At 57.2% G+C, this 26,238-nt stretch carries 16 protein-coding genes and 1 pseudogene; 9 read left to right on the forward strand and 8 right to left on the reverse strand.

The genetic code is table 11. The annotated features are described in order from the left end of the window. The first annotated feature begins 7 nt into the window (after positions 1 to 7). The 5 genes from QA648_RS27615 to QA648_RS27635 are packed head-to-tail and all read left to right on the forward strand — an operon-like array spanning position 8 to position 5,063. On the forward strand, positions 8 to 1,252 hold the full coding sequence (locus tag QA648_RS27615) for a hypothetical protein (RefSeq protein ID WP_283051961.1): 1,245 nt from the start codon (positions 8 to 10) through the stop codon (positions 1,250 to 1,252). Between the two features lie 10 nt (positions 1,253 to 1,262). Next, positions 1,263 to 2,156: a hypothetical protein gene (locus QA648_RS27620; protein ID WP_283051963.1), complete on the forward strand. Its 894-nt coding sequence runs from the start codon at positions 1,263 to 1,265 to the stop codon at positions 2,154 to 2,156. 12 nt (positions 2,157 to 2,168) lie between these two features. Continuing rightward, on the forward strand, positions 2,169 to 2,768 hold the full coding sequence (locus QA648_RS27625; RefSeq protein WP_283051965.1) for a TniB family NTP-binding protein: 600 nt from the start codon (positions 2,169 to 2,171) through the stop codon (positions 2,766 to 2,768). Continuing rightward, positions 2,765 to 3,262 carry a hypothetical protein gene (locus QA648_RS27630; protein ID WP_283051967.1) on the forward strand — a complete coding sequence of 166 codons (498 nt, stop codon included), beginning with the start codon at positions 2,765 to 2,767 and terminating at the stop codon, positions 3,260 to 3,262. The genes QA648_RS27625 and QA648_RS27630 overlap by 4 nt, the downstream gene beginning before the upstream one ends. A gap of 1 nt (position 3,263) precedes the next feature. Beyond that, positions 3,264 to 5,063 carry a TniQ family protein gene (locus QA648_RS27635; RefSeq protein WP_283051970.1) on the forward strand — a complete coding sequence of 600 codons (1,800 nt, stop codon included), beginning with the start codon at positions 3,264 to 3,266 and terminating at the stop codon, positions 5,061 to 5,063. A gap of 612 nt (positions 5,064 to 5,675) precedes the next feature. Here QA648_RS27635 and QA648_RS27640 read toward each other — a convergent pair. After that, positions 5,676 to 5,990: a hypothetical protein gene (locus tag QA648_RS27640; RefSeq protein ID WP_283051972.1), complete on the reverse strand. Its 315-nt coding sequence runs from the start codon at positions 5,988 to 5,990 to the stop codon at positions 5,676 to 5,678. Positions 5,991 to 6,228: 238 nt separating this feature from the next. On the opposite strand from QA648_RS27640, the gene QA648_RS27645 reads away from it, so the two are divergent. After that, entirely contained in the window at positions 6,229 to 6,834 is a 606-nt protein-coding gene (locus QA648_RS27645; RefSeq protein WP_283051974.1) for a hypothetical protein, read from the forward strand. Positions 6,835 to 6,971: 137 nt separating this feature from the next. Here the strand turns inward: QA648_RS27645 and QA648_RS27650 are convergent, their stop codons facing one another. The 7 genes from QA648_RS27650 to QA648_RS27680 form a co-directional block, all read right to left on the reverse strand. Continuing rightward, the gene (locus QA648_RS27650; RefSeq protein WP_283051976.1) at positions 6,972 to 7,637 is read right to left on the reverse strand and encodes a hypothetical protein; all 666 of its coding nucleotides are present in this window, start codon (positions 7,635 to 7,637) and stop codon (positions 6,972 to 6,974) included. Positions 7,638 to 7,731: 94 nt separating this feature from the next. Next, positions 7,732 to 8,106 carry a hypothetical protein gene (locus tag QA648_RS27655; protein WP_283051977.1) on the reverse strand — a complete coding sequence of 125 codons (375 nt, stop codon included), beginning with the start codon at positions 8,104 to 8,106 and terminating at the stop codon, positions 7,732 to 7,734. 3 nt (positions 8,107 to 8,109) lie between these two features. Then, the gene (locus QA648_RS27660) at positions 8,110 to 18,213 is read right to left on the reverse strand and encodes a hemagglutinin repeat-containing protein (RefSeq protein WP_283051979.1); all 10,104 of its coding nucleotides are present in this window, start codon (positions 18,211 to 18,213) and stop codon (positions 8,110 to 8,112) included. Positions 18,214 to 18,215: 2 nt separating this feature from the next. After that, on the reverse strand, positions 18,216 to 19,967 hold the full coding sequence (locus QA648_RS27665; protein WP_283051980.1) for a ShlB/FhaC/HecB family hemolysin secretion/activation protein: 1,752 nt from the start codon (positions 19,965 to 19,967) through the stop codon (positions 18,216 to 18,218). 16 nt (positions 19,968 to 19,983) lie between these two features. Continuing rightward, positions 19,984 to 20,658, reverse strand: coding sequence for an invasion associated locus B family protein (locus tag QA648_RS27670; RefSeq protein ID WP_283051983.1), 675 nt, complete (start codon positions 20,656 to 20,658; stop codon positions 19,984 to 19,986). A 578-nt stretch (positions 20,659 to 21,236) separates the two neighbouring features. Continuing rightward, positions 21,237 to 21,749, reverse strand: coding sequence for a hypothetical protein (locus tag QA648_RS27675; RefSeq protein WP_283051985.1), 513 nt, complete (start codon positions 21,747 to 21,749; stop codon positions 21,237 to 21,239). Between the two features lie 1,008 nt (positions 21,750 to 22,757). Beyond that, on the reverse strand, positions 22,758 to 23,450 hold the full coding sequence (locus tag QA648_RS27680; protein WP_283051986.1) for a metallophosphoesterase: 693 nt from the start codon (positions 23,448 to 23,450) through the stop codon (positions 22,758 to 22,760). A 467-nt stretch (positions 23,451 to 23,917) separates the two neighbouring features. Between QA648_RS27680 and QA648_RS27685 the strand changes: the two genes are divergently transcribed. The 3 genes and pseudogenes from QA648_RS27685 (at position 23,918) to QA648_RS27695 (ending at position 25,795) form a co-directional block, all read left to right on the forward strand. Beyond that, positions 23,918 to 24,460, forward strand: coding sequence for a hypothetical protein (locus QA648_RS27685; protein WP_283051987.1), 543 nt, complete (start codon positions 23,918 to 23,920; stop codon positions 24,458 to 24,460). Positions 24,461 to 24,798: 338 nt separating this feature from the next. Beyond that, positions 24,799 to 25,211 (forward strand): annotated as a pseudogene (locus QA648_RS27690) (alanine--tRNA ligase-related protein); the annotation flags it as partial. A 251-nt stretch (positions 25,212 to 25,462) separates the two neighbouring features. Further along, the gene (locus QA648_RS27695) at positions 25,463 to 25,795 is read left to right on the forward strand and encodes a hypothetical protein (protein WP_283054286.1); all 333 of its coding nucleotides are present in this window, start codon (positions 25,463 to 25,465) and stop codon (positions 25,793 to 25,795) included. The last annotated feature ends 443 nt before the right edge of the window (positions 25,796 to 26,238 follow it).

Consider the following 26,238-nt stretch of genomic DNA (forward strand, 5'->3'; position numbering starts at 1 on the left):
CCGTCACATGACGGTCGTCAACCAGAACACGGACGGCACCGTCCTGAAGGACGCCAACGGGCTCCACGAACGCTTTTCACATGAGCAGATCTATCTGATGACGGCCGAACGCCGCATCAAGGTCGATCGCGATTACCACAGCCTCGAAAACTCGGTCTTTGCGCTGAAGTATGGAAACCTGAAAATCTCCGACTTCGCCGACCACAAGGTTCAGAAGGGGCTATGGCTGGAAAGCCTGATCCAAGAATATATTCGTTTCGAGGAGATTGGGAAGAAGCACCCGGTTCTTCAGGCAAAAGGCTTCAAGCAGCGCAAGGTTAGCCTGGGCGTGAAATGCCTGAAGTTTCTCCTGCCCATCCTGAAATCCGTCGTGGTAGAGCGGTGGAGCGAGGCGAACGGTGGAAAGGAGGTATCATACAAACTTCCCAGCCCACGACACTTCCGCCGGCTCCACGATGTTTACATCGAAAGCAATTGCGATCCGCTCGCTCTCGTAAGTCTCAAGACCGGCCCGAAATCGCGCACGCTCTGCCATCCGGACGACCTTAAGCTCTGGCTCGAATATTCCTGCCTTTATGCTGACCGCAAGCGTCCGTCGATGCGCGAATGCTACCTATCGCTGGTAGCTCGGATCGATGAAGTGAACGAGGAACGCTCCGGTACCGGTCAGCGACTTCATCATAAACCATCGCGAAAATGCTTCGAGAAGCTCATCAAGGAAATGGGCGCGTATTACCTGATGGCGAAACGTCACGGCGAGGAGTATGCGCGGCGGAAATATGCGATCGTCCACGGCGGCCTAATGATCGAGCGTCCTGGCCAAATCGTCGAGATGGACGAGTGGAAGGTCAACCTTGCAGTTCTCCTCACCCACCTCCGCGTATGGCAGTTGCTCTCTGAGAAAGAACGCGAGGCAGTAAGTCGTGCTCGAGTCTGGCTCACCGTCGCAATTGACCGCGCGACCAAGTGTATCCTGGCCATGCACTTCAGTCGCCATGCCCTCCTCTCGGTCTTCGCTCGCGGCCCTGGAAATGGTTGTCTCCGACAAGACACTAATTTCGTCGGTCGTCGGCGCTGGCGATCTCTGGGAATACGGGCTCACACCGGAAACGATTTCTACGGATGCTGGTGCCGCGTTCACCAGCAGCGACTTCCGCGCGGGCGTCGCAGCGCTCCGTTGCACGCAGGTGTTTCCGCCAAGCGGAAAGCCAGCAGCGCGCGGAACGATCGAATCCTTCTTCCGGACCTGTGAACTCCGATTCATGCATTACTTCGAGGGCCGCACCTTTGCCAACATCCTCGAAAAAGGCAAAACGGATCCGCACAGTTATGCGTCCATGAACCTGGACGAATTCAATCGCGTCTTCGTGCGGGCAATCATCGACATCTATCACAATACCCCACATTGGGGGTTAGGGTACGAAACGCCCGCCAACGCATGGCGTCGTCTTTCACGCGACTGCTCAATTTTGCCGCCGATTGATCCGGGCGATCGTTGCAAGATCTTCGGCACCGAGCTTGAGCGGACCATCACTGACAAGGGTGTCGCATCCACGGGAATCCACTACGACCACACGGATCTGCAACGGCTGCGTTTCGAGCAGCAAGCTATTCCGCACGCTCCAGCACCAAAGGTCAAAATTCGCGTTAGTCGCCTGGATCTAAGTTCTATCTTTTTCAAGAAGGGGAACGAATGGGTCGAAGCGAAGGCAGTCATTGGCATTCCCGTTGGCACTACCATCTTCGAATGGGTGGCTGCCCGCAAGGACTGGAACGAGAACAACAACGCAAACACCAAGGCAAAACTGTCGACTTTGTTGGCAGCCGTCCGCGACGTACGCGCGGCCGGGACGACCGCCGCCCTTTCAGCCGGTCTGGGCGTCGATAGGCTCGTAGCCGCCAACTACGATCAGATCGAGCGCGAATACTTCAAGACTTCGATCGTCGACGATCTCAACGATCCGGTCCGCGAGTTGGTGGCGCTCGCAATCCCACACAATCCACTCGACGTCGGGGTCGAGGCCTTTGATCACATCTTCGCCAGTGAAGATGTGTTGCCCGAGCGGGAGGAGGTGCATCCCACCGAGGACGATTCCGCGTTCGCAATCATCAAGCCAGACGATGCCGACGACGGCATCTTTTTCGAAGATCTGTAAGGAGTAACCACCTTGTCTACCAGCAATTACCCCGAATACTTTCGCGAGGCCGCCCAGGCTGTGTTCGACAGCCTTGATGCGGAACGGCAGCGCCGCGTCGAAATCCTGGGCCGCATGAACGCGGCCTATATTGGCACTCCTCGTGACGCACTTCTTGACTTGGCCTTCGACGGCCTGCTCGAAAACGTGGCATCTGCACTGTTTGGCAAAGCCGCCAAACGCCGCGCGATTTTCATTGTAGGCGAAAGCGGAAGCGGGAAGACCACGGCGGTCGAACGACATATCGCGAAGCGCCCGCAGTTCGCACCCCGCGTTGCAGCCGATGGCACGAAGGTACGCCCCTTCGTCTTCTTCGAGCCACCAAAGCCTTTGACGCTCAAAGGGTTGGCCCGATCAGGCCTTGCGGCACTGAACTATCCGATCACCACCACTCGGATCACGGAACAGGAGTTGTTCGATCTATGGAAGGAACAGTTGCGAGAAAATCGCGTGCTCTTCCTCTGGATCGATGAAATGCAACATGTACTGCGCGGTAACACTACAAAGGAGATTCAAAACGTTGCGGACGTTCTGAAGAGCCTGGTGCAGATCGAAGGTTGGCCCTCATCTTGAGCGGTGTACCTGCTTTGGCGCAGTTCGTCCATCAGTTCTCTGACACCGACAGGCAACTCAAGGAGCGAAGCAATCTCGTTGAGTTACGGCCGATGGCGTATCCGGCGGACGGCGCGATCGTCAGGAAGATCGTCCTGAAGATTGTCACAGAGGACGCAGGTCTTGCCGCCAACGGCCTTGATTCCGAGGAGTTCATCCATCGCCTTATGCATGCCTGCAATGGCGCCTTCGGGTCCACGATCCAACTCGTGCGAGGTGCATGCGAACATGCTCTTCGAACTAAATCGGATTCCGTTGGTCTCGGTCACTTCGCGGCCACTTATGCTCTTGCGAGCGGCTGCCGCCCCCCGGCGAACGTGTTCGTGTCGGAGAACTGGCGAAACATCGTTCCCGATAACTCTTTGGGCGACCTTCTTGCGCGCGCCTTGCTGAAGTCTGCCGAGGCGGCGGCAAAATCCACCTCAAAAACAACAGGACGGAAACGCGGGAATTGATATGGCTCACACTCTCATCATTGAAGATTCTGAATCACTGCCGGACTTTGTGTCCCGCTATGCGCGCTTTCGTGGCGTTCCATTGGTGGATTTCATGCGGCACACGGGGACACGGGTTTGGAGGAACAAGGGGTTTGAGTTGGCAGTGACCCGCCTCGCAAAGATCAGCGGAAACGATCCTAGGGTCCTTGCTGCGCATTCATATCGCTTTCAGCCCAGCAGACTGCTCAGCTTCCTCGGGCAGACCGTCGACCCAAAGGTGATGTATCGAAAAGCAGCGCGATATTGCCCCCATTGCGTGATTGAGGACGTAAACACCTATGGCTCGAACAAGTTTGCGCGGCTGCACTGTCGTGCGGCATGGTTAAATCCCGTTCTGACGGTATGTCCGAAACATGACATTGCGATTGCCACAAGTTCCACAGCATACCACAACTATAGGTGCCCCGATTTCACTGGCGCGCTAGCGGATAATTGGAAGGAGGTAGTCGATGCCGCCAACAACGCAGCAGCTGTTCCATCAACGGGATCAGATCGATACTTCTCAGACCGATTAAATGGGCAAGCCGTTCATGATGAGGTACTGGACGATTTGCCTTACTATGGCGCACTCGCGATATGTGAAATCGTCGGAGCGACGGAGCTAAAACGGCCCTATGGCGGCCGTCACCATATCCTTACGGCCGCTTCGAGAGAGCCAGTCCAACTTGGGTTCGAAATCCTCCAATCTGGCTATTCAGGCTTGCGCCGGTGGCTCGACACCATTGATCAGCGAGGCATCAAATGGAACAACAACAGCGTTGGAGTACGGCTCTATGGCCCTTTGTATAGTTACCTGAAGTATCGCGTTGGCGATCCTGAGTTTGCGGCCATCGTGTCTTTCGTCCGTGATCACGCTGTCCGTGCTCAAAAGATTGGTCCCGAAAACGACTTTCTTGGCCAAAAAGGCTTTGGACGGTTCCACAGCACTCGTAGCGCTGCCGCACAGCACGGTATTCCCAGAGAAATAATTTGCAGAAAGCTTAAAGCTGCCGGTGTCCAAGGCGAAATCGCACTAGGCAGTGGCGTTCGGACTTTGATCGATGTGAAGCAGATGGACAAATTTGCGGCGCGGCTGAAAGATTCTGTATCGAAAATCTACGTGCAGGAGCGTCTGGGCGTATCCGAACCGACCATCGATCGGTTGCGGGAAGCAGGCCTCCTCACGGCAACAAAGTTAACAAGCCATCCCCGCGCGAGAAGCCACTACTCTTCCATGCAGATCGAAACGCTCATCGGCCGCCTGGAGGAACTTGCTCGAACGAGCGGTGATAGAGACGCGATGGTCCCCCTCTCAAAGTGCGCGCACTTCATGACCATCGCTGGAATAATTGTACACGCACTAAAAGGCGATCTTACATTGGGAATCAAGAAGGAGGGTCACGAAGCGACCACCGTTTTACACTTTCTCGTCGACCCACGTGAGGTCGCTCGGCTAGCCCCTAAAGTTATAGTACCCGACCATCACTATTCCAGCTTTGCCACCCTCAATCGGATGGCAGCGTCGGCCGACACGGTCCGTTCACTTGGTGAACTTGGGGTGTTGAAGGCGCTCGAATACACGGATCAGGGAGCGGTGCAGACTGCCTATTCGATGGCATCCGTCCGGACTTTTCTGCTCCATCACATCTCGTTCCGCAGATTGGCAGGGTCTAAGTCAAGCTGGGAAACGACAGAGCGCCGGGTTTCTGGCATCAAGCCCGCCTTCGATTTCGGTGGTGTCGAGCGCATTTATCGAAAGGCGGACCTCGGCTTCAATTAGCTTATCCTCCGTACGAACCTGGCTCTTTAAACCCGCTTCGGCGGGTTTTTTAGTGCCTTTTGTTCTAGGCACCAAACCTCGCTGTGACTCATTTTAGGCGCCAAGTGGTCCGTTTTTGCGGTTAAGATCGAATTGGAGTACTGAAATCACTGGCTTTTTTGAGAAAAAGTGACTTTTCTGACGGACCTATGCACGCCTGTGTGGATGGGTCCGTAACAAATGGCGCTGGGACCGGAATTAGGAGGCAACTTGTGCCATTAGAAATGTCACGAATACGAAATTGCCGCGAGAACAGGAAATTCGGTGATTGGAAGACGATGCACCGTGTTTGCCGATTCAAAAGACCGACGGTTTGAAGTGGCGCTCAGCACTCAATTCCTTAAGAGATCGACTGGAGCTCGCACGTTTGGTGAATCCGCCCATGTTTAATCCGGGGGCAGATCTTGTAGTTTCTCCGGCACAGCGATGATCCGGGTGATTGCCCCGTGTTGATCACGAGCAATCGATAACAGAAATAATCCGACAAGTTCTGGGAACAGCACCCCAGTGGCTGACCGCATCTTTCCGCGCGGAAGACCAGAAACAACGCAGGCCGCGGCTGTTCCAATGGTCCTATAGGCGCATTCGCTTGAGGACCCGGTTCGTCTCCGTCCTCAGAAGCAAATCATCGTCCAGAGTTAGAAAGCGGGCGTGCATGGTCGCGATGCGAACCGGAAAAAGCCGCTGGAGGGATTCTCTGATATCCTCCTGCCTTCCGAAGATCGGCTTGAAAACCTGCGTCCAGTTGTCCTTGCGTTCGATGATCAGCTTGTAATCGGTGAAATCTGCATATTCGATCAGAGGAAGGTCATCGGCGCCATCGGCCCGCGCCTTCTCCTTTTTCGTAACCCAGCTATCGAGCATGTTCGAAGGGAGTTGTCGCTTCATCTGACGTTTGCAAGGGCACAGTCACCCTAAAAGACAAACAGATTGCAGGGCAGTTTTTACTGAAAAAGCCTTCCATAAGGTTTAATTCGACAATCGCTTCGACATTCCAGAAGCTCTTGCGGCAATGGGGAGTGATTAGATAGCTATGCTGTCAATCCCGGTAACGAATATCCGACATGGGAGAAAGCGCGATGCCGGTAAAGCCTTGTCGCCAGCCACGCGTTCCCCGGCTGCCTTCATGACAAGAATCGTCGCCACGGCCTTATCGATCTCGCTTTTCACCGTGGCATTGGATGCACATGCGTCCGATGCGAAAGAAACTTTGCAAATTCCGAAGATATTTCGCGCAGCAAGGATTCAAGACTGCAATCAATTCCATGATCGGGAACGCACCTCCTGCGAAACGACCGTACTGAAGCTTGGATACTTTAGCTGGGGCCTTTTGTTTGCAGCTCGCGGCTTCAATCTCGCTCCGTGGATATTGCGTGGTGATCTCAAAGCGTTCCACGACATTATAAAAGACGATCCCATCTATTCGACAGATAGAGCGGCGGTCGAGGCCTTCTTAAGCAAGCCGTTCAAGACGTGCATTACCGCAAACTGCGAAAAATTCCTCGGTCTATCAGAATCGGAATTCGCGGTAATGTCGACCGAGTTTGACGAGAGCCGGCGGTCTATGCTTTGCCTTCTCAAACGAGATCGATCGAAGGACAAACCGGGCAGCGCGCGCTCCGATCGAACATTGCTTACTGATGTCGAAAGTATGCAACGCGGTCTGATTCCATCCTGTCCGCCGATATCCACCGCTGCCGAAGTTACCATTAGGCGAGCTTTCCGCGATTAAAGGTAATGCTGTCGTTCCGCCATTGACGCGCCATCACTATAAGCCTCCACCAAGGCAAATGGGCCGTTCCACCGACAATCTACGGCGGATGTCGATCTAAGCGGTCACGCAGGAAACTCGATAGAGTCAGGGGGAAGCTAGAGGCCGAATTTCGTGAAAGTAATCGAAGGATAGACATCCGGCATGACGCTCTTCATAAGGTCACGCTCGGCCGGCGTTGCTTCCGATCCCACGACGCGCGGGTCGCTACGCGTTCCTTCAAGTCGGATGTACCCAGCGTCAACAATCTTCCCCTCGCCAATCGTGATGGCGCCATCACCCCCAAATGGGTGGACATAGCTGAATGTTCTGCCGAAGAGTCCATCCTGGTCACCTCCCGCTTCAATGGTGACATTTCCATAGCTGCAATTCGCGTAGGTGATGGCGTAGCGACCAGGGGCAACGGGTACGAACCATCGTGCATATTTCTGCGCGGTCGCAGAGAACAACTGGCCGAGTACCAGTTTGTTTGGGTTTTGCAAACGATACGCGACTGCGGAACCGATAGATACAGGCGGCTCCGTCTCGTCTGGTTTTCCAACATTGACCCTGCGCAAAGTGATGTAACCGCTACAATCCACGTCGCCCAACAGCGGCGAATCCACCATTCGGACAAGAAGGAGTGAGCCCTTCTTGTTCTTGTTTGCCAAAATCTGTGAAGATCCTTCATGTTGCTCCGCAGCGACCTTGGCGGGGTCTGGGGCGCCGGCGCAACCTGCCAACAAGCCAATAGTGCACCAAGCGGCAAAAGCCTTTAAACGCATCTTGGGTTCTTTCTCAACTAAAGTATACCTTAGAGCCCTAGCCGGCCCTCGACCGACGATCGAGCTGAATAACGAATTACAACAAAAGGCGTCGCTAACCCCATTGTTCTTCCCGCTCTCGTCCCTGAAAAAAGAGCGAAACTGCATTGACTGCCCGTTCTTGGCCCACGCAAATAGTTTCAGAATACTCCCCGTATTGCCCTCCAGCACACAGTTCAACGATCGTCGACTGGTTTCCGACCGGATTTTCAAGCGTCAAATTATCATCACCGTTCCCCAACGTAACAACGTAGTGGATGGGTCCACCTCCTACCATAACCTGCCATCCATCCTCACGCTCAAGGTTCAGCAAAGTGTGCTGCTTTCCGTTAAGCTTTGAAAGCCAATCCAACGCCTCGTTCACATTCGCGTCCAATATCTCAACATCCAGATTGTGAACGCCGTCTCTCATGTCAGCAGTTAATCGCATGATTTACCTTGGGGTTATTGTCATCGTGCCACCGGGGCTGACGACGTTAAGCTGTTTCAGTCCTAGTTGCTCGACCATCGACCGAATTCCACCGTTTGTTCCGCAGGCTGCGCATGGCGCTCTATCGACATATAGCGTCAGATTTTGCCCGGAGACGTCAATACCCCGCTGCTTAATTTGATTGAGAGCGTCAATTTCTGCGTGTGTTGACGAAATCGCATTAACCCCTGTCACCGGCTGACCATGCGCGTTGATGCCGTAAATTTTCTGCCCATTGATCTCGATTACAGCCAAAGTACTCTTGTCAGCGGCTGAGCCTGCCGGCGGCAGTCCAAGCTCTGAGCGAAATTTAGCTAGATCATCAAACTCTACTCGGTTGCCGGTGACGGCTGCTCTTTCGGCCAGGGCCGCGTTTGCGTAAATTGTGCCGTTTGGTCCCACGATGACAATATTGCCGGCATCGTCGACAACGCGAACAAATCCCGTAGGCAGCCCGCCGACGTCGTTGGCCACAGCACCTGCAGAAGTTAGTGCCCTATATCCAGCGGGTACAACCACTGTGGAGCCGTCAGATGCAATAATCGTGCGTGTACCGGCCGCTTTTGCCGCAAGGGTGGCCGATTGCTCAAGGTCGCCCGCAAGTTTCGTTGCGGCACCGAGGGAAAGAACACCTCCAGCCGTACTCGTGCAGGCCACGGTAACGGTGCAATCCACTAGTTCGGTAACGGCATTGGCGCATGCCGCGCTATTCGCCGCGCAGTAGGCGTAAACTTCTGGGCCAATGGTTACGCCAGCCGCCACAAGCACGGATAGGGCGGCAACGCCATTTATTATCGTCTGATGTGTAGCCAGCGCTTTCTGATACTGGGCGCTGATCTGATCAGGGCTGCCGCGACCAGCCGCTACGTCACTGAGGACGCCAAGCAGCAGGGCATCCGGTGTATTGATAGCGCCTGTGCCAAGCACGTGAGCTTGAAGTCCGCTTTCCTCATCCACTGCATTCTGCAATTCCTGACGACCTGAGACGCAGGCCGCACTCGTGAAGGAGGCAGCACACGCGCTTACAAGAGCCGCATTGTTCTCATCCGAAAGCTGCCTGTAATAAGCCGTGCTAACTTCTAGATTGCCCTCAAGTTGAGCAAGGACTTGGCCCGAGCAGCCATTGTTAAGGGCGGCTTTGCAATCAGCAATCTGCGTGAGAAGTTCTCCGCGTTCCTTGTTGGCTTCATCAAGCTGCTCATGCGTCAGATAGTTATATTGATACTGAGCTGAGCCGTATGAAGCGCCCTCTCCTCCGCCGACTGCGCCAGCTACGGCTGCCGACAAGCTTTCACCAAGCAATGCCGCGAGTTGCTTACCCTCCTCAGTTCCCTCAAGGCTTGTTCCCTTGAGCATACCCTTGACGAGGTCCGCAATCACAGGCGTCAGCAGCGCCGAGGTCGCAGCACCAGCCGCGCCCTTGAGGGCCCCTTCCCAGCCATTGACGCCACCGAGGATGCCGGCGCCGATCGCATGCAAAAGCACACGACCGGCCCCACCTTCCTTCCAATAGTCTTTCCCAGATTCGTCGCCGTTCTCAGCGGCCCGCTTGTATAGCTCACTTGCGATGTCGCCGGCCAAGCCAGCCATCGTCTTCTCTGCTTCCTGTAGATCCGCCTGCGTTTTGTACTGTTGGCGCAGGATGTTCTGCAAATCCGGCAGGCCGGGCAGCGACGTATTGGTATTGGTCGTATCGCGACGGATCGTCGAGATATCCTGGACCTGATGCGCGGGATCGGTGATAGTGATACCGATATTGCCACCGATGGCCGAATAGGCCTCGCCGGTCTCGCTCTCTCCGGCTTTGACTGGCGGAGCGATGGTGAGCCCGCCAGTGCCGATCCCGCCGCCATAGCTGTCAGCCTTCCATGTCGAATGCGTATCGATATCTGCAACCGTCAACGTGCCGGTGGAGAAGAAATTCTTGTCTGCCGTCGCCTCACTGGTAATCAGTCCACCAACAAGCGAGGTCTGACCGCCGACGTTGATATCGAGGCCGCCGGTGCCGGCGTGAATACCGGACTGCTCTGAGACGAGAACAGCATCACCCTTGGCCTCCTGCAGCGTGCCGGAGATACCGGTGTTTCCAAAGCCGATCTGCCCGGAGATGTCCGTCTGATCAGCCTTGGCCTTCTGCGTATCCACGAGGCTTTCGATCGTCAGGTTCTTAACGTCGGCAGTGACCGAGTTGCCGGTGACCGTCGCCCCCTTCAGCGCCAAATCATTAGCGACGATGGTGACATCACCGGTGCCGTTGACATGCGTGTTGGTGTGAGTGACGTCTGTGGTTTCAGACCCACCTTCGCCATACGAGGCGCTGGCGCCGACGCTGGTGCTGCAATTCTTGGAGGCTGTAGAGCAACCGAAGTTGACCCCAACGCCAGCACTCCAGGAGGAATTGGAACTTGTGGAATCCGACGTGCCTGTGGCAGCATTGAGATTGATGTCCCCATTTGTTGCTGACAGCAAGATGTCGCCCGTCAGCGGATCGCCGGAGACGGTAGGTATGCCGTTCTTGTCGTAGCCGGCCAGGATCTGCGTGCCATCGCTGGTGATGGAACCATTCTCGGCTTCCATGGAGATGGAGCGGCCGGCGCGAATGTCGGTAACCACCGGGGTGGAAGACGACGAGGACCAACTGCTTTCTTGATGATTGACACCGGCATTGATGCCAATGTTGAAAGAAAGCCCTTTGCCGGCGTCAAGATTTTCCGAGACAGCCTTCAGGTCCTTATAAGCCTGATAGAAACCAAGCCCAGCGATGGCGGTGTTGGTGACGGCATTAACGCCGCCACTGTCCGAAAGGCGTTCGGCCGAGTTCATGATGCTCTGAGCGGCCGCGCCGACCTGGCTCGACACGGTGAGTGTCACGCCAGCAAAGGTTTTCTCGTGCGCCTCCTGGTAGTTGGTGACATCATTGGCCGACAGCAGATTGATGTCGTTCTTGGCAAAGAGATTGACATCCCGCTCGGCGGAGGCGCTCGTCGCCTGCAGATTGACATCATGACCGGCCGAGATGTTGAGATCGCGACCGGCAGTCAGCGTCGACATGGCATTCGTGTCGGACTGCTGGGCCTTGCTGTCCTTCGTCGACTGCGCACCAATCCCGATCGCGAAACCGCCACCGCCTGCGGAGAGGGCGAGACCGAAGCCGGACTTCTTCTGCGTCTGCGATTCCGACGAGCTTTCTGCACCCGGCGTCACGTTAACGTCTTGCGCAGCCGACAGGTTGATGTCCTGATCGGCGCTCACCGACGAGCCCATGATGTTCAGGTTGGTCTTGCGGGCCGTCAGGTTGACGTCTTCGCCGGCGCTGAGTTCGGAGCCGACATTGTCCGTAGAGGATTGCTTTCCGTCTTTCTCGTTCTTGCCATAGAGCGAGATGAAGCCGCCACCGGAGCCGACGAACAGGCCCGAATCCTTGCGCTGGGAATCAGATTTGTGGTTCTCCTGCGCGCCGATGATCGAGACGCTCTCGCCGGAGACGTTGAGGGAACCATCGGCATTGGCCTTGGAGCCGACGATGACCGCTGCCTTGCCCGCGTCGAGGTTGACATCGCCGGAAGCGGAGAGCTGCGAGCCGACTGTCGTCTCATTGTAGGCGTCATAGCTTGAGCTGCCGCTGCGCAGGAAACCCTTGCGCTTGGATCTGTCGCTCTCGGTCTCTGTATCCTTGCCGGCGGTGACGATCAGATTGCCACCAGTCTGGACAGTAAGATCGGATATATGCGTGGCATCACCTGCGGCCACCTTGGAGGCCGAGACCGTGGTGTCGCCGCCGGAGATAATCGTTACACCGTCCTTGCCGGAAACGGATGAGCCAACGGCGGTCGTGGTTTCCAGATGGCCGGAGGCATTCTCCTTGGTCGAGCCGAGGAAGCCACTCTTCTTGCTGGAGCTTTTGATGTCGAGGGTAGCGCTATCGGTCGCTTCGGCGATGGTGACGTTTTTACCAGCCTGTAGACCGAGCGTGCCGTCGGCCGCCATGGTTGAACCGATGACGTTGATGTCGTTCTTGGACTTGGCGACCAGATCACCGCCAGCCGAAATGGTCGAGCCGTTACGCGTCAGTTCTGACGAGGAGTTTTTACCGAAGGTCGAGTTCGACTGGTTCTGCGACGTGGTGACGTTGATGTCGCCGTTCGCGGTCAGGCCGACGTCGCCCTTGGCTGAGAGATCCGAGCCCGAGATCAGGATGCCGGTGTTGGCAGTGATCTGCAGATTGCCACCGGCTGTTAGCTGGGAAGCCTGCTGGTCGGTTTCGGCGGTCTTGGTGTAGCCGTCATTGGTGCGGCGGGCGACATCGGTCGAAACGACATTGACCGCACCATTCGTGGCCGTGAGGTTGAGATCGCCGCCGGCCTTAGCGGAAGAGCCGATGACATTGACATCGTTGTTGGCGGTGATGCTGAGATTGCCACCGGCGGTGATGCGGGTGCCAGTCGCATTCTGCTGGCCGCCATTGTCGACCTTGACCGCACTGAGGTTGACATTCTTGCCCGACAGTTGGGCCGCGCCGCCCGCCTTGACGCTGGCACCCTGGAGATTGAGATCGCTGCCATTGGTGGCGAGCACGACATTGCCACCGGCCGACACGCCGGCATTCGGGTTGACGACGTTCTGACCGCCAATGGTCATCGTCTGGGCGGCGAGCGTGATGCCGTTCGAGGCGGTGAGGTTCAGGTTGCCGCCAGCATAGAAGGTGCCGGTCGACTTGATCGTGCTGGCGGCGACATTAAGACCGCCGGCGGCTGCGACCGCGCCGGAATTGTTGACATCAGTGGCATTGAGGTCGACCGTGTTGCCAGCGATCATGGCACCGGCCGACGTTCCCGCCTTGGCGCGATCGGCGGCCGAGAGATAGACGACCGGGGCCATCACCTGCACGCCGTTGATGGTCTGCGTCTGGTAGATGACCATCGACTGCTTCAGATTGGCTGCCTGTTCGGGCGTCAATCCCTGGCCGAAGGCAAGGCCGTTGGCTTCTGCGTAAGCAGCACCGTTGTCCAGCAACGACTTCATCTGCTCGATGGCGCTGTTGCCGGGAATGAAGGAGCCGTTTCCGAGCCCGTCGCCGACCAGTTGCCGCAGTTGGGTGTCGACCAACTGGTTGTCGAAATAGGCATCGCCGAGGAACGGAATGTTCGTCTCGGGATCATAACCGGCGCGGTTCAGGAAATAGGCCGAGCCGTAGAACTTCGAGACATCAAGAAAGGCCGCGCGGGTTTCGAAGATGAAGGCTTGGCCAGGAATGGTGCCGCCGACACCGCCCGACTGCGGCTTGGCGAGTGCCGCGAGTTGAGCCACGTTCGCGGCGGAGATCTGGGTGAGATTGCCAAGTGCGGCGGTCAAGCCGCCGCTTGTGGTCAGTGAACTATTGCCGGCGACGCTGGAGAGCGCACTGTTGACCGTGAACAGAGCACCGCCAGCGGTCATGCCGCTCAGGGCCGACAGTGGATTGCTTGACGTCGACGCCGCACTGACGGCCGCGCCACCACTCGTCGTACCGAGAGACGAGTTGTTGACCGTGCCAAAGTTGAGGGTCAATGCGCCGGCCGCCTTGAGGGTACCGGCCGCGCCGCCGATCGCCTGCGTTCCCGAGACGATCGACGTGCCATTGGCGATATTGCGCGACGGATCGGCCGTGCCATCAGCATTAAAGGCCGTGCAGGCACCCTGGGCAGTACAGGTCAGCGTCGTGGTGCGGTTAAGGACGACGCCCTGGTTGGTGAGCGTCGATCCGGTGAGCGTCGCATTGCCGCCCGCTTCGATCCGGCTATAGGAATTGGTGAGATTGGTGGCGTCGACGGTGAGGTTGCCGCCGGCGCGGATCACCGCTTCTGGGCTCAACGCACTGGTGAACTGGTCCTCGTAGACCGACTGGCTGATATTGGCGCTGCCGTCCCAGGTGTAGGTCGTGCTGGCGTCCGAACCGCCATTGATGACTTCGTCGACAATGAAGTATCGGGATGGATTGTTCGGATCGAGGACAGGATTGCCGTTGGCATCCTTCGGCACTCTTGCCAGGATCCAATTATAAATCGGCCCAACTTCTGTCGGTCCGTTGCCGGAGATCCAGGTCCAGGCGTGATAGCTCGTGCCGTCTGCAAGGGTCGCTTGAGACCAGAGCAGCGGCTGGTAGTCGGAAAACAGTCCCGGATCGATCCCCGCGTAAAGCTGGAACATATTCTGGTCGGTCGATTCCAGATAGGCGAAGGGCTGGCCAGCGACGGCCGGATTAAGGACGAAGGTACCGACAACGGAACCGGACGAGACGAGTACGCCCGTCGTCCAGGTCGGCGTGGTCAGCCGCTGGTTGGTCAGATTGGATGTCAGGATCGACATGTCGCCGCCAGCCTGGATCAGGCCGGAGATGTTGGTCGTCACGCCGTTGCGTTGGCTGAGTGTGCTGCCCGCGATCGTCAGGTCATTGCCGGCGAGAATGGCGCCCTGGTTGTTGGTCAGCGTTCCGGCGACCAGCAGGGACGCGTCGTTCCCGGCATAGAGAAGACCAGTCGCCGTATTGGTGAGATCGCCGCTGGTATTGATGGTCAGGTTGTTTGCGGCGGCAATCTGCCCGCTGTTGGAGAGCGTCGTCGCGACAATCGCAGGCGATTGCGCTGACAGGGTCAGCGTCAGGTCATGGGCGGCAAGCAGCGTGGTGGCACTGCTTGTGCTCAGACCGCCTGCGGCAATCGCGATATCGCCGGAGCCACCGGCATTCGTGACCGTATTCACCTCAGCCCCGGTCAGATCGGCCTGACCACTAAGATCGAGCGTCAAGCCGCCAAGGACCAGGCTGCTTCCGGCCAGGTTCGCGGATGTCGCCGTGACGGCCAGGGTGCCGCCGACAGCAAGATTGGCGCCGCGCGTCCCGGAAAGATCGATCGTGCCGGTATCGATCTTCAGATTGCCGGTGACATTGCTGTTGTTGGTATAGCTGATGCTGCCCGGAGCGGTCAGCGAGGCGTTGGCAAGGCTCTGCAGTAACGCGTAGCTGATGCCGCCGCTTGCCGTGACCGACAGATCGCCACCGGATAGCAGCGCATTGCTGGCGGCGACATCGCCATTCGTCGCGGTGAGCGTCATGGTGCCGGATTGGCTGCTGCCCTGCGCGAGCATCAGCGCCCCGCTCGTCGATGCACTGGTGGCGGTGAAATCGACACCAGACACCAGGCTTGCGGCTGAGATCGACTGGCCCTGCAAGGTAACATTGCCTGCAGCCATGGATTGACCAGCGAGGTTAAGCGCCCCACCCGCCGTCATCGTCAGGTTCTGGTGCGCGACCGCGTTTGTTGCAACGCTATTGCCGATGCTGCCGCTTGCAGTCGCCGTGACATCTTCGGCCGAAAGCAGGCTGGCGGCATTGATATTGCCGGCCGTCGCGTTGAGCGTCAGCGCGCCGGTCGAGCCAAGCACAACGCTGCCGCTCGGATCGGCACTGGTGGCGGTGAAGTCGACGCCGGAGACGAGTGTGTCTGCGGTAATGCTTGCGCCGGTGATATCGACATTGCCGGCGGCAAGAAGCGTACCGGTTATGGTCGCAGCAGCATTGACCGTCACATCGCCGTGACCCGTAACGTCCGAGGCTGTGAACGAACCACCTGTCACGTCGAGATCGCCAGCGATCAGCAGTGGCCCTGTCGTTGCACTCGTGGCGTTGATGGTCAGCTCACCAGCCGAGCCGATGACGATAGCGCCGCTCGAGGATTGCGCCATTGTGGCAAAATCAACGCCGGTCACCACCTCACCGGTCGTGACCGTGCCGCCTGAAAGGTTGATGCTGCTGGCACCAAGGATCTGACCGGTCGCTGTCAGGCTGGAGCTGCCGGTAAGGGCGATAGTCGTGTGGCCGGTGACGCTGCCAAGACTGAGATCTGCGGCGGTGGCGGTAATGCTGCCGGCTGCAATCAGGGCATTGGCCGTGAGATTGCCAGAGGCCTGCAGCGTCAGATCACCAGCCGAGCCAAGCGTGATATTGCCGCCATTGGCTTCGGTTGCCGCAAAGTCGAGACCACCGACAATCTCATTGGCCGTAACCGTGCCGCCCGTAAGCGAGACGTTGCCCGCTCCGAGGATCTGGCCGGTTGCTGTCAGGCTCGAACTGCCGGAGAGCGCGATGGCTTGATGGCCGGTCACATCGCCGACGCTGAGGTCGGCTGCGGTGGCGCTGATGGTACCAGCCGCGAGCAGCGTATTGGCCGACAGGCTGCCCGAGGCCTGAAGGGTCATATCGCCGGACGAACCCAGCGCCAGACTACCGCCATTGGCGGCGGTTGCTGCGAAGTCGACGCCAGAGACGATGGTATCCGCCTGGATCGCCGCTCCCGAGATCAGGACATTGCCCGCACCGAGAATCTGGCCAGCCACATTCGTGCCGGCATTGATGGTGAGTGCCCCATGCGAGGTGACATCACTGGCCGCAAGCGATGCAGCCGTCACCGTCAGATCGGCGGTAGACTGGATGCTTCCAGCCGTCATGTTGCCTGTCGCCGCGCTCGTGAGAGCACCGGCCGACAGCAGATTGCCCGTGGTGATATTGCCACCTGCCGCCGTCAGGCTGAGGTCGCCGGCCGAGCCGAGCACCACATTGCCGCTCGGATCGGCGCTGGTAGCGGCAACATCGATACCCGCGACGACCAAGCCCGTGGACACCGCGCGGCCAGTGGCGGTGACATTGCCTTGCGCCAGCACGTTGCCTGAAACGGCAATGTCGAGACCGGCATTCAACGCGATGTTGCTATTGCTCAGCAGCGAAGCGGCGGAGATCGAACCGGCCGTCGCCGTCAGATTGAGGTCACCGGTGCTATTGGCGGCGCCTGTAATCGTCACATCCCCGGAGGTGGCCGAAAGCGTAGCGGCACCACTACCCGCCGTGACGCTGCCAGCGGCAATGCCGCCATCCGAGGTCATTTGTACGATCGTGCCGCTGTTGACATCGCCGGAGACGCTGAGAAGGCCAGCACCGCTCGACAGAACGATATCGCTATCGGCGGCGACCGACTGCAGCGTGATGCCTTGGTCGGCCTGGACTGCAACCTTCTGCTGCGACTTAACCTTGGCCGCCGTCACCTTCTGCTTCGAGGTGATGCTGACACCCTGGCTCGCCGACGCATTGCCAATCGAGATCTTGCCGTCGGCCGATAGAGACAGTTCGCCGGCATTGGCGGCCATGTCGCCGCTCATGTTAACGCCGGCGCCCTTCTCGGTGACGACGATCTTGATACGGCCAGCCTGCATCGCGCCAAGCGCGGTGCCATCGATCGCATATTCCGGTGTGCCGGAGGATGCGGTCAGCGCCGTCGCCTCGCCGGTCGCATAGTTGTATTGGCTCGCACCGCCCGTCAGTCGGATGGTTTTGCCATAGATCGGCGCGTTGACGTGGATGTTGCGCGCAACGACATCGAACAGGTCGACGGAACCGGGAGCGGAGGCAAAATTGCCGCCAGTCCCTTCGAAGGTGACATCGCCACCATTGACGGTGAAACCGGTCAGGCTTCCGTCGGCACCGATATTCGGCACACCCGTGGTCAGCGTCGCATGCGGCGTATTGATGAAACCGCAACCCGAGCAGCTAATCCCGTTGGGATTGGCGATGATGACATCGGCGCGACTACCGAACACTTCTGCGGGGCCGTTCAGCGCCGAGCGGTTGCCGCCGGTTACTTCATTCAAAATGACTGAGGCCGGCCCTGAGGTCTTCAGGTTGGGGTTGCCGGGGGTGACGCCGCCGAGGTTCGAAGTGCCGACCTCGCCGTTGAAATTGTTCAGGATCAGGCCCGGCGTGCCGACGTTAAAGTCCGAAAATTTGTTATGAGACAGGCCCGTGCTGTTCGGCGTAACGATGTCGATCAGCGGCACGCCGTTCGGTGCAGCTCCGACGCCCGGCTGATTGGCCGTTGGTGCTGTGGTACTGGCAGAGACGGACTGGGCATTCGCCAGCATTGGCTGGAAGACAAGCAGGCTGCTCAGCATGAGAGCGAGCGATTGCCGGACGATCCGATCCAAATGCCGCAAAGCGGCGACCGAAAACGCAGGTTTTGCCGACATGCTGATTTGATTGCTCATGATCACCACCTCACCGAAGTGCTGGCGAACAGAAGACCGGCGTCGTGCCGGTCGACTGTGCCACCAAAAACATCCGAATAACCGATATCGAAATTGACGTGGCCGCCGGCGAGCTTGGCTCCCACCGTCCAGCCGAACATGTCGCCGCCCTCGATGTGATAGCGGGCCTGCGAGGCGATGCGCCCGTAGTCGAGGCCGACATAGGGCCGGAACTCTCCGAGGATCTTCGCAAGTTCGCCATTGCCGGCGAAAGGCTGCGTACGCCAGACGAGGTCGTTGCGGACAAAGAAACCGTTATTGCCGAACAGCATGGTCTCTCTCGTGCCGCGCACGGTGGAATAGCCGCCGACCGAGATCTGCTCCGCGCCGAACAGGTTGTCGGGGGAATATTGGCCGGTTACGAGCGAATCGATCTCAAGGTGCTGACCAGCCACTTCGATGGGCTTCGTCGCGGTAATCGTACCAGTGAACTTCGAGAAGCGCGGATCGGCGTCGCCGGCTCCGACATCACCTGGGCCGACGGCGTCGAAGAGGTTCAGTCCCTGGCTGTAGGAAAGGTCGAAGACCCAGAGGCCGCCGAGCATGCGGCGCGAATGCGAGATGCCGAGATCGCCGACCGTATATTTGCGGCTGCCAACCTCGATCTTGCTGCCGAGCAAGAAATTGTTGGTTTCCTTGTAGGTCAGGCCGCTGTTGAAGGTCGTGATCGAATCCTTGTCGCGGAAGATGACCCGGTCCGCACCGACGCCGAGCTGCTTGGAATCGCCCGATGTCTGCAGCGTGCCGAAATTCCCAGGCACGGAGCTATTGTATTCGTACCACGAGCCGTTGACCGAAAACGTCCAGTCGCCATAGGGCACGCTGGCATTGCCGGAATAGCTGTTGCTCCTACCCTGGCCATCGTCCCGCCATGGATAATCCGGCCCGGTTCGCTCGTAGCCAAAGCTCCACTGATCGTTGATGCCGAAGAGGTTGTCATAGCCGACCGAGGCCGAGCTCTTTGAATATCCCGTCTGTTCCTCGCCGAGATTGCTGTTGCCGACCGAGAGAAGCCAGGGATGATCCGGCTTGTTCTCGATATTGAGGATCGAGGTTCCATCCGCCTTGCCCGGCAGCATGGCCGTCTTGGCATTGTTGGAGGTCAGACGGTTGATCTGGTCGAGACCCTGCTCGATGTCGCGCAGATTGGTGATCTCGCCTTTCATGCCGGGAAAGGCCGTGGCAATCACGCCGGAGCCGGGCGCCGGCTTGCCGTTGATGTAGATGTCGGCAAGCGTGCCTTCGACAGCGACCAGCCGCAGCACCTTCGTTCCGGCAATATCCTGCGCTGGCACGTAGACGCGCGAGCTCACGAACCCCTTATCGAGATAGAGATGCGTCAGGTCGCGCAGCAGCCCGTTGATCTCACTGACGCCGACGCAGCGATTTGTATAGGGCGCAGTGACCTTGTCGATGGCGCTCGCCGGAAACTGCTTGACACCTTCGACCTCGACATGGGTGATTTGGAAACAGGGACCGGCCTTCTTGCCACCAGCCGCCGGCGGCTGCTGGGCTTCGACCGCAGATGGTTTTGGCGTCATCTCGCCAAGTGCCTTGAGGCGCTGCTGCTCAGCCTGCTGCGCCTGCCGCCGTGCAAAGTCGTCATTGGGCGCCTGGGCCATCGCCGGCGAAACGGCAAGACTCGTTGCCAGCAGAGCGTAGGCGGTCAAAGCGAGACTATACCGAGCGGAAGCGGGTCGCCGGGTTGCCTTCATAAGTGCGTCTACCCGATCAGTTGGAAGCGGCGTTCTGCAACGCATCGAGCGCCGCCGGCAATCCCTTCAGCGAGAACTTGATGTTGACCTTCTGGCCATTCATCATCTGTACGTGGCCGGTGCCATCGGAAGCCTTGGTCAGCGCCGCAACCATCTTGCCGTCCAGTTTCTGCTGCGACCAGCAGCCGGCCTGATTGCAGTTGCGGTAGGCGAGCTGCACGACGGGCTTATCAGCAGCATCAATGCCAAGGCCCGCAGGGATGTACATGTTGAGCGGCACGAGCGCCGTCAGCACGAGATCGCCTGCCGGCTGCTTTGCTGCCTTCTTGTTCGGTGTTGCCGGCTCGTCCGTCGCCTTGGCGATCGCCAGTGTCAGGATATTGACGTCCTGGTCACCCTGCTTGACCGTGGCGATCTGCGCCACTTCGCAATGCGCGGCCGCCGAACCATCGGCAGCCTTGCCGTCGATACAGCGATAATACCAGTCATCGAACTTCTGAACGCGCGCCTGCGGAGCCGGCGGCTGCGAGTTACTTGCAGCCTCGGCGGGCTTCTGCTGGGCGTCAGGATTCGCGGGCGCTGCCGACTGTTCTTGGGCGATGCCGGATGATGCATACAACGCCGATGAAACGAGGAGCGCGGATGCAAGGGTTTTGACGGAAAATGCCTTAGCCAAAGCCGAAAACGTCATGCAAATCTTCCTGAAACAATAATTCCAAGCAGGCAGGACGGCCTCCTGCGCCTTGGATGGGTGATCAAATTCTTGAAACAGCACTCAATACTCTGTGCGGCTGATCATCAGCTTGGCCGGTGAATAGCAGATTTCTAAATATCTGCATCAGGAAGTAGTCGGCGCAGCGCAGCAATTCGCGCTCGTTTTCGGCGAGGCGTGTTGATTCCGCAACATCGATGGTTGCTATTCGCCGCTTTGGTGTGGAACATCTTCAAAACAGGCAACTAGATTGCGATTTTTGCTGACCATGTTCTACGACGAGTCGAAGGGCAACTCCTCGCCGATCGCCTGGTGCCCGCGCCGTCTCTTTTCTCAAAGTAGTTCTGCTTCAGTCGAATCTGCAACCTAGACTATTGCGCGTCTGACCGCTGCTGGTCGAAACACCACGTACAGCGCGCTTCGCATCTCGTGAGTGGCCGGACGCCCTCCGGGGAACGTCGGAGCCCGGTGCACGAAGATCAATATTGTTTTTCAATGAAGGCGGAAAACGCCGTCGCCTTCTTCCGCCTTTCGATACCCATTGACCTGCTGTGTTCCTAGTGGTGCATCGCTCGCTGGCAGGAGTGCACTGCCGCGGTAAGGCTATCATCCGCAGTCTTCTTCAGGGCCTTCGATAGATTCTCGCTTTGCTCCGAGATGATTTTGTCTGCGACGTACGACGCCATTTTCGTCTGAGTTTCGAAGCCCTTCTTCGAAGACATCTCCTCCAGATCGGACAGCCAAGGCAACATGACCTTAACTGCAGCAACATGAGGAGCGGCGATATGCCAGATTGTGCAACATTGGACGGGCTCGTAGTTTTCGGCTGCATTATTCCACATACGCGTAGCGTTGTCCTTCGAGCAGAAATTCCAGATATTCGAGTACCCGAAGATAATTTGGAACCCCTCGACCGCACCCTGCCCCTTATCAAGCAACCCTTGGACTTGATCAGGCCCTTCAAGGATCTTTTCCAGATCCTGACGGGTCATGGCGCATGCGCCGGCGGCGACCGTGAGAGTCGATACTAATACGATGCCAAGGGTAGCACCTCGCATAAGAATGCTCATGAAAACTCCAGCGATGAAAGTCCAATGAAGCCGCCGTTATAAGGATCCACGCCTTAACGAAACCCGCCGAGCAGATAGTCAAATTCTAGCTTCCGCCACGATTATGACAGAAACGGCCGGAAGGCGATGAAAGGCTAAGATTGGACGAGATGTTTTCAGGTCTCGATTATCACAAAGTTCTGACCCGAATTTCCGATTGGCGTTGATCCATTCAGTTGCCGAGAACCGATTGGCGAATCTGCTATATCGCTATCGAAGCAGGGTCACCACGAATTGCAACTGAGTGAAATCGCGGTGCTAATTAATACGGATCCGTCTGCTTGAGAATGTGAGCAGCTTGAACATCGCGGACCATGAGCAGTTCCCTCGATAGCTCCCTGCCGATTGCCGCTCTCCGGGGCCATGAACGAGAACCAAATGCACTACCCCCATGAAAACTTATGCGATCCGAAGAGGAGCCGGCTCTCGCGGCTTGTTCTGGCAAGAGGTGCCCGCGCTAGAGGTCGGCCCAATCACCCAACATGTGGCGCGCGGTCCCAAACCACCGTAATGGCGTGGATGGGAAGCAGAGGAAACAACAGCTTTCGTCTCATCGAAGGAGCTCGACCGAGTCCTCCCCGCGGCAGGAGCTTCGAAAAGCTTTCGATGTAATCCTAACTACGAAGATAAATCCACTTGTCACGCGACTGGCTTCCTCTGCATCGCCAATTGTCGGGATGCGCGCGGAAGCATTCTCTTATCAATTCCCCGAGAAACAGCTCGGTGATAACTCGATGTATCCCATTGGGGTATCGCCAGCATGGGCCGCAAATACGAGGTCACCCGCCGCCTCATCCGCGATCCAAGTGCTGGCATCTACGCGATTGTCGTACTGCCCTCTAAGGGAGCTATGGAAGTGCGTCTGTAATGCGACAAAAGTTCCATCGGGCATCGAACTGGAAACGCGCTGTTGCATCTGCATAGAGATACCCGACATCGCTGCTACTTCTCTGCCACCTGTTGTTCGGATCATGCACAGCCCCCATTCAAAAGTTCTTCAACTGTCGTCATTAATACGGCAGCCTTAGCGAGGCCGATCACCTTAATTCCGTTCGGCAGCGTCGCCCGATAATCTTCATGCTGATGCCCGTGAAAAATCACTTTGGCGCCTAGAACTTCTGCAAGGTCGTCAATTTCGAAATGTCCATAGCGGTGACATGACGGTGCTTCGTGCGATATGAGAATGTCAGCCTCCAATCCGGCGAGCGCGTTGAAGTCTTCCGGAAAGATTGTCGAGCGATGCCGAAGTGGAAGACCATTGCGCCAAGCCTTCCGTCGGTTCAGATCAAGATAGTCTGTCCGTGAAGTGAATTTTGGGTCACCGGTACCGTCTCGCGGGTGCCAAATATCGGCGTGGAATACGCCCCCCAATCCGGCGATTCTAATGCCGTCAATCGAGACAACCCGGCTAGCAATGTTTTGAGATGTTAAGGACGAGTGGAAAACGTAATCGTGCCATTCTTCTCGATCGGCGTCGTGATTGCCGTGGATAAAGTGTACTTCCGCGCCAGATTGCGTCAGATCCCGCAGCTCTTCGTCGAGTGGACGCTCTAGGTCGAAGTCCCCAAGGAAAAGTGCGTGGCGCGGTGGTGCGGATTTAACCAGTCGGCGAACTGGTGAGAAGTCGCCATGTGGATCTCCAAAAAACGCTATCGTATTCATTTGCCACCAATGGTCAGTTCTTTAATGACGAATAGCGGCCAAAGTTTACGGAGTCCGTTCCGCGGTGATCACAATTTTAGCGGTCAGTTCTCAGGGGGGCTATGCCAACGCAGGCGAGTGAAGCCCCACGCCGCCGCATTTGAAAAATGCCATTAATCGTATCGGCGCGATATATCTCACGTGCAGATCTCCAGATCACTTTGCGGCGAACCGTGCAAATGCTCCAGAATTCGGCCTCGGCCATTTTGATGGTGATTTAGAAGATGCCCTCAAGCATCGCGGACGAATTCGGCAGAAAGCGCTTTAGCAGCGCGTCACCCAATACAATTGTCTCCAGAACTTCTGGGATCCCAACAGCAACGCATCAACGTCGAAGGATTCGTGCCACGTGCACGATTAAATATTTTCCACTTGCGCCATGAGAAATCTCGATTGACCATCGATGTGTCAACCCGGTGAAAGCACTAATGACCATCCACCCACTTAGAAGGCGAATTGACACAGACCTTGGGATCTCCATCCAAGAGGCCACTGCCCTAGCCCAACTCACAGGCGAACTGCTGGAAGTTATCGATCCGCAATTTCGCGATTTGAATATGCAAGACGATTGGAGTCCTGAGCCGACTATAGGTGGCGATATCTCACTTTTTCTGAAACTCGCAAGGCGTAATCGATCATTCCTGATTGAACTGCACGATCGACTGAGCACGGAAGAGCTACAAGTCGAATGGGACATCGAAGAAAGAATGGACAAGGGCAGAGCTGACGGCACCATGAATCCGTTGGCTGCTTATCAGATTTTTACTCTCAAAATGCGTGCGGAGTTTGCGCATAATCTAAGCTGCTCTAAGATCTCGAGGGCGGTCGAGAGCTATTGTCGGCGTTACGGATTTTCATGGCTGCCTTCAGAACTCCTATCTGCAGGGATCGATCTAATTGATTTTGCTAGCCGCAGTCGGGAAGATCGATCCCGCGTCGCCAGGCAGGCAGCACCAAAAAGAGAACGCTAGCTGAATGTAAGCTCATTCCGTAGTTCTGGTCAGGCAGCTTGATCGATGCCAAACCTTGCCGAACCGTGATCAGGACCGGCTCGCGAGAGGGGGCTCGTCCCTCGTAGACGGACGCTCTCATTACCGGTCCTGACTTCTCTTGCAGGCCGCACCTGCAAGAGGCTGCGCTTTTGCTGAGACATTGCGGCAATAGATGGGCCGCCATGGCGCCGCAGCACAACAGCTTAGATAATCGCGCGAATGTTGTTGGCGCGTGGACAGTTTTTCGATTGCCAGAAGAGTATCGAAAAATTTGGCGAAGCAGTTCACGATAGGAAATGTAATGGGAGACCGGACAGGTACGGTCGCACGATAACACCACGCTCTTCTGCAGCGCAGGAATGCAGCGATATAAGTCCCTCTTCTCCGATCCCACCTACATTGGCACCGTTGCGAACTCCCAGGCTTGCCTGGGAATGGGCGATCTCGACGAAATCGGGGACGGAACGCATTTCCTCCACCTCACGATGCTTGGTCTTTTCTCGTTTCGAGGGATGACTGTCGGCGACGTCATCGATTTCTGGATCGAGTTCTGGGGACGCTTGGCCTCGTGCCCGACTATGTCACGATCCATCCTGACCGTCTGGAAGACTGGACACCTCATTATCGCGACAGGTTCCCCGTCGTTCCGGACGACGAATGCGCTTGGGCCGATGGCGGTATCAGCGGGAACTGCACCGAGTTCTACAAGGACGGCATCGAGATCGGGAACAAGCCCGGAATGGTGGTTCGACACCGCATGGTGTCGATGTCTCCGACATGCAGGAGACCCAGGACGAGTAGCAAGGAACATCGCCTCCTGATGATGAAAGCGTGAGGCGATGTTCAGCCAGCGCTTCGTTGGGACTGCTTGATTCACTCAGAGCCGATAATGCAAAAAAATTCTTGTGGTTGATTTTTGAACTCGCTCCTGGTGCGCATGAGTTGCTGATAGCAATGGGATGCCTAACGCTGGGGAAATTCATGAAATTTAAGATATTTGCAGTCATCGCACTCCTGCCACTGGCAGCGTGCGCAAAACGTCCTGATGCCATTGTGCCGACCGAAATACCAATGGCGGCCTATTCCAATCTTGATTGCCCAGGGCTCATTCGCGAGCTGTCGACGGAACAGGGCAAGCTCACAGCCCTATCCAAGGACCAGAACAATGCGGCAAATGGCGATGCCTTTGGTGTATTCCTTGTGGGCGTTCCGGTGTCGAGCCTCACGGGGGCCGACAAAGAAGGCCTCATTTCGGTGGAAAAAGGTAAGGTCATCTCCATCCAGAACACCATGAAGGCCAAGGGCTGTAAGTAGAAGAACTATTGTCCAACCGACCGCAAGATCGCATTCCTGCGGTCGGTTAAGCGCACGTTCTGTCCGTCAATTTGGCGAAGATGCTCTTCGTGTTTGCCGCAACGTAGTTGGGCGTTGCCAGGACCGGCTCGCCACTAGCAGGGCGAATTGGGTTTCGGCGTTTGTTTCTTCGAGTCAGGATAAGGCGCTCGCCCCATTACCTTGGCAATTTTGTGCCAGTTCCGCCCGCCCGGTACCGAGACATGCGGCGACAAATGGGCTATCGACAGAGCATGCGCAGATGAACTAATCTGCCTGAAAGATGGGTCAATCTATGATGAATCGATTGGCAGCTACCTCACAATACCCATTGTGACTACGAACCAAATCGGTACGAGCACGGGGCTGGCGAAAACCTTCCAAAGCGATGGCGAGATCGCCTCCGGCCCTCGGGATCAGATGAA

It is taken from the genome of Rhizobium sp. CB3171 (assembly GCF_029714265.1).
Taxonomy (GTDB): Bacteria; Pseudomonadota; Alphaproteobacteria; order Rhizobiales; family Rhizobiaceae; genus Rhizobium.

Bases quoted from the DNA above. Each gene is read 5' to 3' on its own strand.
- QA648_RS27615 (WP_283051961.1), top strand. From the start codon at position 8: ATGACGGTCGTCAACCAGAACACGGACGGCACCGTCCTGAAGGACGCC.
- QA648_RS27620 (WP_283051963.1), top strand. From the start codon at position 1,263: ATGCATTACTTCGAGGGCCGCACCTTTGCCAACATCCTCGAAAAAGGC.
- QA648_RS27635 (WP_283051970.1), top strand. From the start codon at position 3,264: ATGGCTCACACTCTCATCATTGAAGATTCTGAATCACTGCCGGACTTT.
- QA648_RS27640 (WP_283051972.1), bottom strand. From the start codon at position 5,990: ATGAAGCGACAACTCCCTTCGAACATGCTCGATAGCTGGGTTACGAAA.
- QA648_RS27645 (WP_283051974.1), top strand. From the start codon at position 6,229: ATGACAAGAATCGTCGCCACGGCCTTATCGATCTCGCTTTTCACCGTG.
- QA648_RS27650 (WP_283051976.1), bottom strand. From the start codon at position 7,637: ATGCGTTTAAAGGCTTTTGCCGCTTGGTGCACTATTGGCTTGTTGGCA.
- QA648_RS27655 (WP_283051977.1), bottom strand. From the start codon at position 8,106: ATGCGATTAACTGCTGACATGAGAGACGGCGTTCACAATCTGGATGTT.
- QA648_RS27660 (WP_283051979.1), bottom strand. From the start codon at position 18,213: ATGAGCAATCAAATCAGCATGTCGGCAAAACCTGCGTTTTCGGTCGCC.
- QA648_RS27665 (WP_283051980.1), bottom strand. From the start codon at position 19,967: ATGAAGGCAACCCGGCGACCCGCTTCCGCTCGGTATAGTCTCGCTTTG.
- QA648_RS27670 (WP_283051983.1), bottom strand. From the start codon at position 20,658: ATGACGTTTTCGGCTTTGGCTAAGGCATTTTCCGTCAAAACCCTTGCA.
- QA648_RS27675 (WP_283051985.1), bottom strand. From the start codon at position 21,749: ATGAGCATTCTTATGCGAGGTGCTACCCTTGGCATCGTATTAGTATCG.
- QA648_RS27680 (WP_283051986.1), bottom strand. From the start codon at position 23,450: ATGAATACGATAGCGTTTTTTGGAGATCCACATGGCGACTTCTCACCA.
- QA648_RS27685 (WP_283051987.1), top strand. From the start codon at position 23,918: ATGACCATCCACCCACTTAGAAGGCGAATTGACACAGACCTTGGGATC.
- QA648_RS27695 (WP_283054286.1), top strand. From the start codon at position 25,463: ATGAAATTTAAGATATTTGCAGTCATCGCACTCCTGCCACTGGCAGCG.